The 14,695-nt window shown below is 69.0% G+C and carries 8 protein-coding genes and 1 pseudogene; 4 read left to right on the top strand and 5 right to left on the bottom strand.

Annotation, left to right across the window (positions count from 1 at the left end):
* Positions 1-51: 51 nt before the first annotated feature.
* Positions 52-1,470, bottom strand: a complete 1,419-nt coding sequence (locus OG627_RS05865) for a PIN domain-containing protein (protein ID WP_329062114.1) — start codon at positions 1,468-1,470, stop codon at positions 52-54.
* Positions 1,471-2,135: 665 nt separating this feature from the next.
* On the opposite strand from OG627_RS05865, the gene OG627_RS05870 reads away from it, so the two are divergent.
* The gene (locus OG627_RS05870) at positions 2,136-3,545 is read left to right on the top strand and encodes a hypothetical protein (protein ID WP_329073212.1); all 1,410 of its coding nucleotides are present in this window, start codon (positions 2,136-2,138) and stop codon (positions 3,543-3,545) included.
* A gap of 12 nt (positions 3,546-3,557) precedes the next feature.
* Here the strand turns inward: OG627_RS05870 and OG627_RS05875 are convergent.
* Positions 3,558-4,049: pseudogene (locus tag OG627_RS05875) on the bottom strand (ATP-binding protein); the annotation flags it as partial.
* Between OG627_RS05875 and OG627_RS05880 the strand changes: the two are divergent.
* From OG627_RS05880 to OG627_RS05890, 3 genes are read left to right on the top strand one after another with little or no spacing between them, the layout of a single operon-like run.
* Complete coding sequence (locus OG627_RS05880; protein ID WP_329062116.1) at positions 4,039-4,335, top strand: hypothetical protein; 297 nt, start codon at positions 4,039-4,041, stop codon at positions 4,333-4,335. The pseudogene OG627_RS05875 and the gene OG627_RS05880 sit on opposite strands and share 11 nt — an antisense overlap.
* A gap of 60 nt (positions 4,336-4,395) precedes the next feature.
* Entirely contained in the window at positions 4,396-5,394 is a 999-nt protein-coding gene (locus tag OG627_RS05885) for a helix-turn-helix domain-containing protein (RefSeq protein ID WP_329062118.1), read from the top strand.
* Positions 5,391-5,597: a DUF397 domain-containing protein gene (locus OG627_RS05890; RefSeq protein ID WP_329062120.1), complete on the top strand. Its 207-nt coding sequence runs from the start codon at positions 5,391-5,393 to the stop codon at positions 5,595-5,597. Before OG627_RS05885 ends, OG627_RS05890 begins: the two co-directional genes overlap by 4 nt.
* A 66-nt stretch (positions 5,598-5,663) precedes the next feature.
* On the opposite strand, the gene pglX is transcribed toward OG627_RS05890, so the two are convergent.
* The 3 genes from pglX to OG627_RS05905 all read right to left on the bottom strand — a co-directional run bounded on the left by pglX (position 5,664) and on the right by OG627_RS05905 (position 14,655).
* A complete protein-coding gene (pglX, locus tag OG627_RS05895) occupies positions 5,664-9,464 on the bottom strand; it encodes a BREX-2 system adenine-specific DNA-methyltransferase PglX (RefSeq protein WP_329062122.1) in 3,801 nt (1,266 codons plus the stop codon).
* 194 nt (positions 9,465-9,658) lie between these two features.
* Positions 9,659-9,811: a hypothetical protein gene (locus OG627_RS05900; protein ID WP_329062124.1), complete on the bottom strand. Its 153-nt coding sequence runs from the start codon at positions 9,809-9,811 to the stop codon at positions 9,659-9,661.
* Positions 9,812-9,837: 26 nt separating this feature from the next.
* Positions 9,838-14,655: a DUF3320 domain-containing protein gene (locus tag OG627_RS05905; RefSeq protein ID WP_329062126.1), complete on the bottom strand. Its 4,818-nt coding sequence runs from the start codon at positions 14,653-14,655 to the stop codon at positions 9,838-9,840.
* Between the last annotated feature and the right edge of the window lie 40 nt (positions 14,656-14,695).

Genomic DNA, 14,695 nt, shown 5'->3' on the forward strand with positions numbered 1-14,695 from the left:
CGCAGTCGGGCGGTTACTGGGCGGGGTCGCCCTTCATGCCGAGGTTGCCTTCTACGCGGGGTCGCCCTCGTCGGTATCGGGTTCGTCCTCGAAGATCTTCCGCAGCAGGGCGACCGCCTCCTCGGCGACCCGGAACCCGGACGCCCTGTTCGGCTGGGACTCCGAACCGTAGATGGTACGCAGCAGAAACGGCTCCTTGCCGGTGAGGACCTGCTGCTCCTCCAGGTCGCGCGTCACCGTGCTGATGGGCCGGGTGAACCCCTTGAGCTGCCGGTCGGGACCGTAACCGGCCACCTCCAGAACGGTGGCGCGGTCCACGAAGCCGCCGTTGGCCGCGGCCTTGACCACAACCCTGCCATGTGACGGATAACGCTCGGAGAGCTCACCGAGCAGAGCACCGAGCGAGTCCGGCGTCCAGCCGCTCGCGGCACCCTCCTTCTCCCATCCCTCCTCCCGCAGCTGTTCCAGGTCCGATACGGAGCCCACATCGACCTGGAGCCCCTCCAGCAGTTTCTCCGCGTGGACCAGGAGTTCACCCGGGGTGAGCATGTAGAGCCGCGCCCCCGCCCACTCCCTCAGCTCCACGACGAGTTCCGGCCGGGGACGCGCCGGGATCTCCCCGTCCCGCGTCACCCACCAGTCCTTCTTCACATCGCCGGTGACCAGCAGTACGTCACCGCCCCGGCCGCGCGCCTCCGCCTCGATCATCACCTGCAGCCAGAGCAGATAGTCCCCGGCCGCCCCCTCCGACGACTTGGTCTTGAAGTCCTCGTACCCGGGGGGAATCTGCTCGTCGGCGCGTGCCTGGGCATCCTGTACGGCCTTGTCGTACGCGGCTTCCGACAGCGGGCCACCGATCCTCCCGAGCAGCAGCGGCTCAAGATCCGTCAGTACGGGGTCGGTGTGCGTCGCCTCCGTACCGGCGAGCACATCACGTGCCGCCTGCTCCTCGATGAGTTCCTTCAGCTCGGCCGCCGTCTCGCCGAGCCGGCCCAGCGCGCCGTCGATGTCCTCGGTGGCGGGCTCGTCCTCCTTGAGCCGTACGTCCTTCTTCCAGCGCTCGACGGCGTCCACCGCGGACCGCCGGAGCTTGTCCATCGCGGAAGTGGCTTCCTTGGCCTTGGTGCTGTGGTGATGGCGTACGGACCTCAGCTCCCGGTTCCGCCAGAACTCCGTCAGCACCTGGTCAGGTACGAACAACCGCTCCTGGAGCTTGGCCAGTACGGCGAAGGTGTCGCGGCGGGTCTGCTCGTTGGAACGGTAGAGGTTGAGCAGCACATTGGTGTCCAGCACGACCATCCCGCTGCTGAAGATCCGCGCGTAGTCGGCATCGACGGGGCTACGGTGTGCCTCGTCGCAGTCGAAGATCCCGCGCGGCGCCTGCGCGCCGTCCGTCTCACCCGTCGCCTCCGCGTCGGACCCGCTGTCCGGATCCCCGCCCGACGCCCCGCCCGTCCCCGCGTACGCCATGTTCCCGCGCCTCTCCCCCAGGCCGCCACCCACCCGACGGCGTGACGGGCCATTGTTCCAGCTCGGGGCGCGCGAGGCGAGGGTTTACGAGGGTTACAGCGTGCGCGTCGCCATAGGAGGGGATGCGGAGGAATTGGCATCTACTCGCCAATGGCCTCCTTGCTCACTTACGCGGCATACGTTCGTCACAGCCACAACGACGACGACAACGTCAGCGCAGGAGGCGGGACATGGCATGGGGACTCATCCGAACGTTACTCACCAGGACCACGACGAACACCAGAAACGCCGGGAACACCGGAGGCACCAGGAACACCAGGATCCCGTCTCCCAGGAACGGCACGGCGCCACCACCGACGGTCCCTCCGGCAGTCCCACCGGTGGTCCCCCCGGCGCCCTCACCTTCCGGACCCGCCGAACCGGCGGCGGCGGTCCCCCTCCCGCCGGGGTCCTTCAACCGACGGGTGGACGTGCTGGTCGCGGTCGTTGACAACCCGAACGAGATCATGCTGGCCACGCAGTTGCTCGAGGCGCGCGGCTGGCCGGTCCGGAGGTGGGAGGGACACGGTCGGGGAGAAGCGCGGGGGCGGGATACGGAGTGGCTGGGGCACGGCCGTACGGGACTGATGGCCGAAGTCAGGCTCCATGGGGCGAAGTTCGGTGCCGTGGCAGCTGCGTCGGACGAGATCGTGAGCCTGGCGCGTCGATACCAGGCGGGCATGTGGGTGGTGGACGCCCAGTTGATCCAGCACGATCTGGAATACGACTACCGCTCCGGCTACCACAGTTACCGCACCCTGCCGACGACATCGCGGCGGCAGGCCCGGTTGGCCCGGCTGCGGACGTCACTGGGCCTGGTGACCACGGAGAGGTTCATCCGCCGGGCCGGAACGCCCGACGTCGACCGGGTCGCGGCTCGCCTGACGGCAGGGGCGCTGACCGGCCACCCGTACGACCGCGACACCCACTCGCTGCGGGTCCCGGACCGCATGGTGGGCCGTGATCCGAACGGTCCGTCGCCCCGGCCCACCGTTCCTTACTGGCGTCTCCTCCTTCCGGTGTACGGAATCGTGCCGGTAGTCATGGGCAGCGGAATCGCGATGGTCGTCCTGCACGGAGACGGAGCATGGGCCTTGGCGCCCGTGGCGGTGGCGGTGGGCTTGGTGTGGCCCACCGGCCGGGCGATGACCAGGCTGTGGGGGCGTCCGCGTCTGGCCACCCAGCTCGCCTCGGGCGCCGGACTGATCGGCTTTCTTTTTCTGACGGGTGCGATGTACGCGAGGAACGCGCCCGGAACACCCCGGCAGGCGGCGCTCGTGGCGCTGCTCGCCGCGCTCGGCATCGGGCTCCTGGCATTCATCATCCGTGGACTCACCTGGGCCTTGGTGCACTCGTGGTTCGGCCGTCACGCCAACTGGGCGCTACCAGCGTTCGCATCGGCTCTCGCGCTGGCACTGCCGTGGTTCGGCGGTCTGCTCCACACCATGTATCTGCGCCGTGCCTTCGGGCTGCCCTCGGAAGCCGCCTCCGTATCCGTGTACTGGCAGTACGCGGCGTCAGCCGCGCCGGTGGCCGCCGCACTCCTGATGGCTGCGCTGGTACTGGCTTTCGCCGGATGGATGCGTCACTTCCATCAGTGGGTCAACTCCCGTGGATTGGTGATCACCGGCATCCCGTTCACCACACTCGTCGTTGTCTCCATCTCGTTGCTGGCCGGAGTGGTCCAGTTCGAGAACGCCGCAGGCAGGGCGTGGGCCGACGCCCGCTCCGGCCGGACTCCCGCCTCGTACTTCGGTGTTCAGGGCCGGTTCGTCTGCGTCGAGCCGGTAGAAGACAGGATCGCCGTCTTCAATGGTCCGCTCGATACCGAGTGGCCCCTGCTCACCTTCGGCACCTCCGGAGACCGGGTCTGGCTCTGGGACTCCCGGCGCGCGCAGGCCCTCTCCGTCCGGCTGGAGGACGTCATCGTGACGCAGGCCGGTCAGGAGACCCACGAGCCCGGCCGTGGGCTCGGTGCGGTCGCCGGAGCGGGCGGCGATGCGGGTGCTGCTGCCGGAAGGGCGCCCTGTGGCTGATTCTCCCGTGCACTCGGCCCAGATGGTCTTGCCGGGCCCACCACCGTCGCGCGGCGCGATTCCCCACCGGTCGGCCAACTGCGAGACCAGGAAAAGCCCACGCCCGGACTCGGCCTCCGGCTCGGGGATCGGGTACGGGGTGAGGCTCGGGGCCGGGTGCGGGTGCGGGTTCGGACTCAGATTCGGGTACGAGGTCGATGTCGGCGTCGGGCTCGGGTGCGCGGCTACCGCCGGCCGCCGTTCGGAGCGGGTGTCGGTGACCTCGACACGCAGGGTGAACCGGCGTGAGTGCGTGGTGTCGGCAGTCTCGGAATCCGTCAGCCGGAGATGGAAGTCCCGGCCCGGGACGTGCCCATGGCGCACGGCGTTCGCCGTGAGTTCGGCGGTGATGAGCGTCATCGTCTCGTTGACGTCCGAGGTGTACGGATACCCCCACTCGTCCAGCCGGTACGCGACCAACCGCCGCCCGAGCCGCGCACCCCGGGGAGTGGAGGTGAACCGCATCGCGAACTCACGAACGGTGGGTGAGGTGGACGACGTGGACGAGGTGGAAGGGGCCGATGAAGTGCACGAAGTGGGAGAGGCCGCCGAGGTGGGCGAGGTACGAGAGACGGGTGAGGGGGGAGGCGTGGACGAGAGGGCGGGCATTTCGGTCGTCATACGCACCGACCCTGGCTGTCCGTTCTGGCGGCTGACCAGCCCCTTTGGCAGCACCGAGGCTGCGTGTACGAGTGCGGAAGCAATCTGTACGGCCGGTACGAGTAACGCCGAACGACGACACGACCGTTGAGAAAACCATGCGAGTTCGGGGCGCACGCGCAGCGCGCGGCGCGGCGGAGGTGAGTGGAACATGACGACCGACGCGGATGCGGGCGGAAGTACGAACGCGGTCTCGGGTACGGGCCCAAGGCCGGCGCCGGGGCCGGGGGCGCGGCCGGAGCCGCCGGGCGGGGTGGGGACGGAGAGCACAGCGGGCGGGAGCGTGAGCGGGAGCGCCGACACCGACGGGGACATCGATATCGATGTTGACGGGCTGGACGACCGGGACGACTCGGGGGCCCGGTTCCTCAAGTGCTTCGGCAAGCAGGTACAGCTTTTCCGGAGACAAGCGGGTCTCACACAGGCGCAGTTGGGGGTGCAGCTCAACTACGGCGCGGACCAGATGGCCTCGGTGGAACAGGGGCGGCGGGTGCCAAAGCCCTGGATGATCGACAAGGCCGACGAGGTGTTGGCGGCCGGGGGCGTGCTCAAGGCGATGAAGGACGAGGTGGAGCGGGCGCGGTATCCGGGCTTTTTCCGGCGGGCGGCGAAGCTGGAGGCGGACGCGGTCGAGCTGCATGTGTACGCGAACCACGCGGTGCCGGGGCTGCTCCAGACCGAAGACTACGCGCGGGCGGTCTTCGCGATGTGGCGGCCAATGCTGGACGAGGAGACCATCGAGCTCCGTGTGGCGGCACGACTCGCACGCCAAAAGATCTTCTCGCGCAAGCCCGCCCCGCTTGTGAGCTTCGTCATCGAGGAAGTTGTTCTGCGACGCCCAGTGGGCGGCCAGGCAGTACGGCGACGCCAGTTGGAGCAGATTCTCCTGTCCGGTCAGCCGCGTAACGTGGATATTCAGGTGATGCCGACAGACCGTGAGGATCATGCCGGGCTGGGCGGTCCGATGAGCCTGATTGAGACCAATCGGCAGCAGCGGGTCGCGTACGTGGAAGTCCAGGAGGACAGTCGTCTCATGACGGATCGGAAGTCGGTTCGCGCGCTTGAAGCGCGGTACGGCATTATCCGAGCGCAGGCTCTCACCCCACAGGAGTCGTTGTCCTTCGTCGAGCAGTTGCTGGGAGAACTATGATCATTGAAGAGGCCACGAAGAGCGCCCGTGAACTGGCCTGGTTCAAGAGCACCTACAGCAGCGGGGCGGGCGGCGAGTGCATCGAGGTGGCGAAGTGCCCCGACACCGTACGTGTGAGGGACTCGAAGATCAGCACGGGACCGGTCCTGTCCATCACCATCGACTCATGGTCGGACTTCGTCGGGTTCGCCAGACAGGTCTGAACCGGCATGGGCAGGGCCCTGGAGCCGGAAGCGATCCGGGGCCAGGGCCCTGCACGACCTCTCGGGTCAGTCGCTGTTCTTCTTCGCCGTACCGCGCGTCTTCTTCTCCGGACGCCAGGCGGCCAGGTCCTGGACGGACAACCCGTGCTTGGGCAACTGCTCGTCCTGGAAAGCCTGATACTCCTCGGCCGGAGTTCCGCCCCACTCCTCGTCGTGCTCACCGTGCCACTGACGAACCCATGGCATCAGTTCCTGGATGCCTGCCAGCAGGGGCGCGATGCGCGGAGTCTGCCAGTCGGCTTGGATGGTGCGGTCGTTGACGAGGTTGACGAGTGCCTGCACTTGATCCTTGTGGTCCCAGCCGGCCCAGCCGAGCAGAAGCGTCGGATCGGAGTCGGGCGACGCGTCGGGATAGGAGACGAACCGCTCCTTCGGTACGTCGAGCTTTCCGCGATGTGACCAGTAGGAGTGCTTGAGGAAGTCGGCGGAGGAGTACTTCGGCGGTACGGCGATGTCGAGCCGCTCGCCCGTCTTGTCCTCCTCGCGCTGAAGCTCCCACACCTGCTCCCACTCCGCCCGCTTCCGCAGACCGGAGTCCTTGTAACGCAGCGCCGCGAGGTACGGCACGTGCTCCGCCGCGATGACCTCGGCCAGCACAGTCGCCAGGGTCGCATCTCGCTTGCCCAAGTGGTCGGCCGCGTACAGTTCGGCAACGGACACGACATCGGCGTCCGTGCGCAGCGCGTCGGCGAGTTGAGAGACGGTGAGCGTGCGCGGCGCGCGGTAGCCGTCGCGCAGGCCGAACCACAGCTTCTCGTCCTCGCACCGGTCGAGCAGCCAAGCCCGCAGGGCTTCCTTCTCCTTCTTCTCCCAGGGCTCACTGGACCATCGCCGCTTGCACTCGGGACGCTCAATGAGCGCGATGTCCTTGCGGGAGGCGATGATGTCGATCCGGGCCTGGACGACGGCCTTGTACGCATCGGGCCAGTGCACGGGGATCTCCGTGACGGGCGTCGAACCGTGCCGCGCGAACCACGCGGTCTCCGCGTCCCCGGCGGCCACCTTGCGCGCGAGCACGATCTCGAAGGCCCGCTCACCGAGGGCGACTTCGGGGGTGTCGGTCGGGCTGGGAAGCGTTGTACGGGCCACCTCAGCGGGGGTGAGGAGGTTGTACGAACCGTAAACGGTCCAGTCCAGCTCTTCCTGGATGGCGATCATCTGGGCGCGGAGGCTGGCGTGCTTGGTGCGAGCCTCATCAAAACGGAGACGCGTCGGGAGAGCTGCGGCGGTGATGGCGGAAGGCTCGTAGCCTGCCAGCGATGTAGCCCGGGAGTCCAAGAGCCGACCGAGGTTCAGGGAGAGGTCTGCTGGCAGGGGATATTCTTGAAGCTTGGTTCCGGTGAACTCGTAGCGCTCCTCCCACTCCTCGTCCTGGAGGCCACGCCCCAGACCGCTGCCGCCCTTGCCCTGGCTGACCTGCTTGAGCCAGAAACAAGCCGTCGACGAATTCAGCACCCCAAGCAGCGCCAGATGCTCATCCTCCGTTGCCCTCTCCGGAAGCTTGATCACAGGTGCGGACCTGTTAAAAACCCTCCCACCACGGTCCAGCACAAAGTGGTTATGCGTCGCCACAAATGCAAACGTGATCGAGAGTGGTGTCCGATACCTCTCCGATACCCATCGATACCAGGTCCACCAGGGCTCATCAGAGTCGGCACGTGTGTCACCTCCGAAGCCCGTCGTTGAACCCAGCACCCGCCGCATTGTCCAAAGGTGACGCCCCCAACCTGTGTCTACGTCCAAGGGCACCGCAGCATGGGCCTCGTCATACGGAACCAACGCCGGTGTCTCGCATGCCTCACGCCAGTCCCGCACTACTTCACCGATAACCAGTTCCCTACGCAGATCCGCAGAGTCCTGGTGATGACGGAACCAAGACTCCGAGAGGAAGAAAACTTCGTCCTGCCCCGGGAAGCTGGCAAAGCCAATGGGTCTGTCCAGCAGAGACCCCAGAACGCGAGGTGCCGCATCCAGAGCAGCATTCAGATCCGAAGCACCACCCCCACTCAGGCTCCAGGGGAACTCGCTAAGGCTGCCTCGTTGCCTATCGACCACGCTCACCCAGCCCGACTCGTATCCTGGCTGACTCACCTGCTCGACGATTGCCCTCCATACCAGCCCATGCGCGGGATCCTCCGGCTGATTCGGCTCACCCCGAACCCCCAGCACCGCCCGCACCGGATCCCCCTGCATAGCCGTCCGGTTACGCCCCGCCAAAATCACCGTCGGCGTCCCGTGCCCCGGAATAAACGCCCCGGACGTGTCAATCACGTGGCTCAGGTCAACGCCCGGATAGTCGCCCTTCCGCTTCGTCACCGGGTCCTTGTAAGGCCCCCCGTGCAGGAATGACTCAATAAGCACCTTGCCGAACTCCCTCTTCATGAAGGAGTTCGACGTGATCTGCCCCGTAAACCCAGCTGCTCGATCCGTCCCCGACCCCCGCACCGCAAGCTCAAAGATCCGCTGTGCGAACGGCACCGACAACGCATACTTCCCCGCGCAAGCAAAATACGCCCTGCGGTAATTCTCGTTCTCCTGCTTGTCCTTGACCGTGATGTAAGGAGGGTTGCCCACCACCACGTGGTAGCTCCCCCTCCCCAGCAGGTCAACGCTCTCCTTGAACTCCCGCACGTCCTCAGTCCGGTACAAGAACGGCCCCGCGTCCTTCACGTCATCGAACGTCGGGTCGCTGTCGCGCCCCGCGTCCCGACCGTGCAGCAGCGAGTCCCCGACCGCGACGTTGATCGGAAACCCCGGCGCCGCCGCCAGCCGCGTCTCGCCGTACTCCCCCAGCGCCGCGACCAGCAGCCGGAAGCGGGCGATGGCCACTGCGAAGGGGTTCTTGTCGCAGCCGTGGACGGACTCCAGGGCGCGCCGGATGAGTACGTCGTCCTGAGTGCCCGGTTCCAGGGCGCGCCACTTCTCCAGCAGTCGCCGGAACATGCCCAGCAGGAAGTGCCCCGAGCCGCAGGCCGGGTCGATGCAGCGCAGCCCGCGTCGAGCCGCGCCGCCCTCCCCGACCGGTCCGTACTTCCACTCCGGTTCCAGGCCGAACGCCTCGACGGCCGGTTCCAGCGTCAGGTCGAGGATGAACTCCTCGACGAACTCGGGAGTCTGGAGCAGCGCGTACGTCTTGCGCGCGTGTTCGCTCAGGTCCTGGTAGAGGTCGCCCAGGAAACGGGTGTCGAGGCCACGTTCGTCCTGACGTTCCCCGGCGCCCTCGGCCCCGGCGCCCTCCACCCCAGCGCCGTCACCCGCGCTCACCCCCACACCCGCCGCGCCCTGCGTGAAGTCGTGGACGATCTCGCCGTCCGCTCCCCGCGCCCGCCAGAACTGCAGCAGCCTCGTTGCCGCGCCGTACGACGGCGACAGCTCCCACAGCGGGTTGTGGGCCTTGTCGAAGAGGCCGGCCGCCGCCTCGTGCGCGCCTGCCAGGTACGTGAAGGACGCTTCGAGCCAGTCGCGGTCGTTCAGCTCGGGAGATGTACGGAAGAACTCCGCGTGCCGGTCCTCCGCGTCCGCCAGACCCTCGCCCGGGCCCGCCAGGAAGCGGACGTCGATGAGGCGGTTGTCCTCGCAGAAGCGGACGAAGACGCAGGCCAGGATCCAGGCCGCCGCCGCCTGGGTGACGCGTTCGTCCCGCCAGGCCCCGTACGTGGCTGCCGTGCGCAGGGCCGCGCGGGCCGCTTCGTACTCCTGCTCAAGCCGTGCGCGGATGTCGTCCTCGGACTCCGTGCGGGCCCGCAGGTCGTCCTCCAGCGCGGTGACCTGCTTTCGAAGGTCCTTGAGCAGTGCGGCCTTGTCCACCGGGGCGTCCTTCTCTCCGTCGTTCCCAACACATCCCCCCTTCTCGCCGTCCCGCGCACAGCCCCCACCCCCGTCAAGAGCCGGGGGCTCGCGGTCCGGGCCCAGGGGCCCACCGTCCAACCCGTCCATCCTGCCAGCCCGCGCCCACCTACTCGGCCCGCGCTTTCCTCCGCAGGCCCGCCACGCCCGACCGCTCAACCGGCGTTGATACGGTCCGGCCCGCCCGTGAGGGTGCCTCGTTCGTGGAGTTCGGTGATGTCGTCCGCCAGGGCATCGCGGATATCGCTGCCCAGTCGGCGCCATCCGAAGAACTCACACGCCTGACGAATCAGTTCATCCTCTGACATACCGGGGCATTCAGCCGCGAGTTTCCTCAGCGCCAGCCTGCGCTCCACCGGGGCGATCTGGGTGACCTTCCGTGCCGTCTCGCCTCCGTCGGGACGGCGGGCCGCCGGTACGGTTCGGCCGGCGTTGTTGTAGAAGCCGTCGCGCTCGGTCGCCTTCCCGACCTGACCAGCGCGTCGGCCACGGTGAGGACGTTCTGCCGGATGCGGCTGCCCGCTCTCGCCACTCCCCACGCCTCCCGCGCACGCTGGACGAGCAGATCCGTATGGACCGGGCCCTCCTCGTCGATGACCGCCGTCAGCAGCTTGCGCAGGGCGGGCCTGGCTTCCAGGGTGTGGAGTTCGTGGCGCGGGGTGACCACCACGGAACTGGTCCGGTACGGGGCGCTCCACCCACGGTCTGCCTCCGCGAGGGCCACCGGCACCCGTTCGTGCACGACCTCCACCGTGCCCCCGGCCGCGTCCGCCGGATCCTTGGTCCCCGTGATGGCCTGAGGGGGGTACGGGCCGGTTGCCGTCCCATACGTCGGGGCGTCACCGGCACCATGGGCACCACCCGCATCACCGCCGCCCGATGGCGTCACCGGCGCCCGGTCCATGAGCGGGCCCTCGGCGATCGCCTTCTCCACCGCCGTGCGGAGGCGCAGCTCCGCCGCCGTCCGGCCCCGGTACCAGTCGGTGCCCCAGATCCGGTAGAGCCGCCAGCCCAGGCCGTTCAGGACCTGCTCGCGCAGCCGGTCGCGGTCGCGGGCGGCCTTGGAGGAGTGGTACATGGCGCCGTCGCACTCGATGCCCAGGGCGTACGCGCCGGGCAGCTCCGGGTGGCGCAGGCCCAGGTCGATGCGGTAGCCCGCGACGCCGACCTGGGGCTGGACCGTATAGCCCCAGCCGCGCAGGACACCGAGTACCGACTCCTCGAAGGGGCTGTCCGGCTCCGCGTCGCTCTGGACGACGTCCCGGGCCAGGACGGACGGGCCGTTCTCCGCGTACTCCAGGTAGCGCTTGAGGTGCTGGACACTCTCGTTGGTGCTGTCCGCGAGGCTGCCGCCACGGAACGAGGCGACGACCTCCATCCGGTAGCGGGCGCGGGTGACGGCGACGTTGAGGCGGCGCCAGCCGCCGCCCTTGTTGATGGGGCCGAAGTTCAGGCCGAGCTTGCCGTGCTCGTCGGGGCCGTAGCCGACGGACATGATCATGACGTCGCGCTCGTCGCCCTGGACCGATTCGAGGTTCTTGACGAAGAAGCCGTCGAGCCGTCCTTCGGTGAAGCAGTGATCCAGATCGGGGCGGCTCAGGCGGGCCTGCTGGACGGCCTGGTCGATGGCGGTGGCCTGGGCCTGGGAGAGGGCGACGACACCGAGGGTGCGGCCGGGGCGGGTGTCGAAGTGGTGGATCACGCGCCCGGCGACGAAGTCCGCCTCCTTCAGGTTGTCCCGTCGGCCGCCCTTGTCGTAGACGCCGTCGGCCTTGAGGAAGGCGACGCCCACGTCATTGCCTTCGTCCAGGGCGCCGGGGAAGGTCACCATCGAGTTCTTGTAGAACGAGTGGTTGCTGAAGGTGATCAGGTTCTCGTGGCGGCTGCGGTAGTGCCAGAGCAGGGACAGCTCGCGCATGGCTCCGGCTTTGCACGCGTGCAGCAGCGACTCGAAGGAGTCGGGCATGTCCCCGACGTCGTCCTCGGGATCGTCCTCGACCGAGGTGTCGAAGAACGAGGTGGGCGGCAGCTGCTTCTCGTCCCCCGCGACGACCAGACTTCTGCCCCGGTAGACGCAGTTGACCGCGTCGCCGGGACGGACCTGGGATGCCTCGTCGAAGATCACCACATCGAAGTCGTATTCGGCGGGCAGGAGTTGGCTGACCGTCAGCGGGCTCATCATGAAGCAGGGTTTGATCCGCTGGACGACGTCGCGTGTTCTGCCGAGCAGCTCGCGCACCGGCAGGTGCCGGGTCTTCTTCTCCGCCTCCCGGACGATGACCGCTCCGCCGCCTCCGCCGAAGCGCCGTGGGCGGCGCTTGTTGCACGCCTCGATCACCGCGCCGGCCGCGGCGGCGACCAGGCGGCGGTCGGCCTCCTGGAAGTCGGCGACCCGCGCGTCGAGGTCGTCCGAGCGCGTGCTGCGCACCCGGGGGTCCGTGGCGAGTATGCCGTCGGTCCAGGAGGTCAACACTGCCTGTTCGACGACGGCGGGCAGGTGCGTCGGATCGATGCCGCGCTCGGCCGCGCGGGGTACGAGATCGTCGGCGCCGTGCCGGGCGAGGACGGCGAGGCCGTCGCGGTACGCCTGCCACTCCTCGGGGCCGCGGGGGTCGGCGAGCAGGCCGTCGACCGTATGCCGGGCCTGGTCGAGGCCACCAAGGAGGGCCGGGGACAGCTGGGCTCCGCGGGCGGCGTCGAAGAGACCGATCAGCTTCTCGGCGGCGCTCGCCCAGCGGGTCGCCCGGCGGGTCGCCTCGTCGCACCAGTCGCCCAGTGCGCGCCGTACCTGGCCTGCGAGGAGGCCGGGCAGCGGGTCGGGGTCGGCGCCGTCGGCCAGGCGGTCGGCGGCCAGGGGGCTCGGAGGCGTGTCGCGGGTGAGGGTCGCGATGCGGTCGGCGGTGGCCAGGGCGCTGTCGAGGGCTTCCAGGCCGTCCTGAGCGTCCGGGGTGTACCGGCCGAGGAGGCCGCTGTGCTTCTCCCTGAGACCGGCCGTCCCTGTCGCCGCCCGGTGCCAGGCCAGCGCCTGATCCAGCCGGGCCGGGAGCTTCTTGTTCCAGCCGCCGTCGTGGGTGAGGGCGGCCACGGTGGCGCGGTCGGCCCTGGCCTGGGCGGAGAAGCGGGCGATCGGTCCGCGGTGATCCTTCGCGAACCGTTGGACCAGCGCGGGCAGGTCGCTCGCTTCCCGGACCTGTTCGCCGAAGACATCCTCGGCCGCCGCCCGGGCCTTCGCCTCCACGTCGAGGGCGTCGCGCAGCTCCTGTGCCGCCCGGTGTGACTCGGTCAGGGCGCCGGTGTCGAACCAGCCCGGGGGCGGACGGTGGGTGGCGGTGGTCAGATCGGCCAGCTCGCACAGGGCGGAGGCAGCGTCGGCCCGATCCGGCTTGGGCATGCCCAACAGGTCTGCCAGTTCGGCTAGTTGACCGGATACGTCTTCGGGGAGGCCGGAGGCCGTGGTGGTCGTACGAGCCGGGAGGCCGGCCCGCAGCGACCGTACCGTCTGCTGGAGTTCGCGCACCGAGCGCGGCTCGGCCATCGCTGCGGGGAACGGCCGGCGGCCCGCGGCCGTGCGCAGGGCGTCGAGCGCGTCGGCGGCCTCGGAGAGCACCGCGGGCGCCGAGGCGCCGGTCAGTCCGCGCCAGGGAAAGGAGTCCCCCTCGGCGGCGGGGCGCCAGGCGCGGCTGATGGCCTCGGCGGCGGTACGGAGTTCACGCAGGCCGCCTGCGCTCAGTCCGCTGACGGTGCCGGCGTTCCGGGCGGTCAGCGGAAGGTGTGGAGTGTCCTCTCCGGCCAGCTGGATCAGGCGTCCCAGGGCGTCGTGCAGGGTGAGCCCGAGCGGCTCCCGGAGCTGGTTCATCGCGGCGGCGTAGGCGGACAGCTCCACCCTCAGCTGCCGGGCCCGTTCCAGCTCGTGCTCGGCGGCGCCGCTGACGGGCGCCTCGGTGGTCAGGACCCGGGCGAGTTCGCCCGCCACCGCCTTCTTGCTGATGTCCCCGCTGTGCAGCGCCATGACGAAGTCGCCGAGCCCGACCCCGCGCAGCCGGTTGCGCACCACGTCGAGTGCGGCGGCCTTCTCACTGACGAAGAGCACGCTGCGGCCGGAGTGGATGAGGGCGGCGATCATATTGGTGATGGTCTGGCTCTTGCCGGTGCCGGGCGGGCCGCTCATCACGAACGAACGGTTGTCGAGAGCCGCCGCGATGCACTGCCGCTGCGACGCGTCGGCGTCCATGACCAGCGGTGTCTTCTCGGGCAGTTGGACGTCGTCGATACGGTCCAGCTCCGGGGGTTCGAAGCCGATCAGCTCGTCGGGCAGGCCCGCATCCGGGCCGAGGCCGATGGCCCGTACCAGCGGATGGGCCAGGATACGGTCCTCGTTCTGCTGAAGGTCCTGGTACATGGCCTCGCGGTGCGAGGCGAACAGTCCGAGCACTCTCCGGTCGTCGACCGACCAGTCCTTCTGGCCCGCGGCTACCTCGCGCGCGGCGGACAGCAGGGCGGCCAGGTCGGCGGAGTCCTTGGCGGTGACCGGAGTCCAGTCGATACCGAGCCGCTCCAGCTTCACCGCGAGGGCCGGATTGTGCATGCGGTCCTGACCCTCGGCCGGGTACAGCCGGAAGCGGCGGTTGCTGTCCCTGCGCAGCTCCACCGGGACCAGCAGCAGCGGGGCCGAGCTGCTCTCGTACGCACCGTCCTCGCGCCAGTCGAGCATGCCGACCCCGAGCCACAGCACCCACAGGCCGTAGTCGTTGTACATCTGGCCCGCCTTCTGGCGAAGCCGGTACAGCGCGCTGTCCAGCGCGGCCTGGGTGGACTTCTGGGTGACCAGCCCGGGCGTGACCGGCCCGGGGAGGAAAGGGCGTTCAACGCTACCGGTCTCCGTACCGCTGCCCGCGTCCTCCCCGGTGGAGTCCGGTTCCTCCACGACCCGGGCGAAGTCCCACCCCTTGGCCAGTCCGTCCAGCAGGACGGAGGGGTCGGGTGAGGTCAACTCCAGTGTGGTGCCGCTCTTTCCGGCGTGCCGGAAGTTCAGGAGCCGGTTGCGTCCGCCCATGTCCAGCAGGGAGGTGCGCCAGCTCTCCAGAACCGTCTTCAGCCGGTCGAGTCCGGGGTCGCTCCCGACGGATCGGGCGGTCGTGTGCCGATGGGGCATACGGAAGGACCTCCTGGGGCCGCGGACACAGGGGTGTCCC

The organism is Streptomyces sp. NBC_01429 (assembly GCF_036231945.1).
Taxonomy (GTDB): domain Bacteria; phylum Actinomycetota; class Actinomycetes; order Streptomycetales; family Streptomycetaceae; genus Streptomyces.

Bases quoted from the DNA above. Each gene is read 5' to 3' on its own strand.
- OG627_RS05885 (WP_329062118.1), top strand. From the start codon at position 4,396: ATGACGACCGACGCGGATGCGGGCGGAAGTACGAACGCGGTCTCGGGT.
- OG627_RS05865 (WP_329062114.1), bottom strand. From the start codon at position 1,470: ATGGCGTACGCGGGGACGGGCGGGGCGTCGGGCGGGGATCCGGACAGC.
- OG627_RS05900 (WP_329062124.1), bottom strand. From the start codon at position 9,811: ATGTCAGAGGATGAACTGATTCGTCAGGCGTGTGAGTTCTTCGGATGG.
- OG627_RS05905 (WP_329062126.1), bottom strand. From the start codon at position 14,655: ATGCCCCATCGGCACACGACCGCCCGATCCGTCGGGAGCGACCCCGGA.
- OG627_RS05890 (WP_329062120.1), top strand. From the start codon at position 5,391: ATGATCATTGAAGAGGCCACGAAGAGCGCCCGTGAACTGGCCTGGTTC.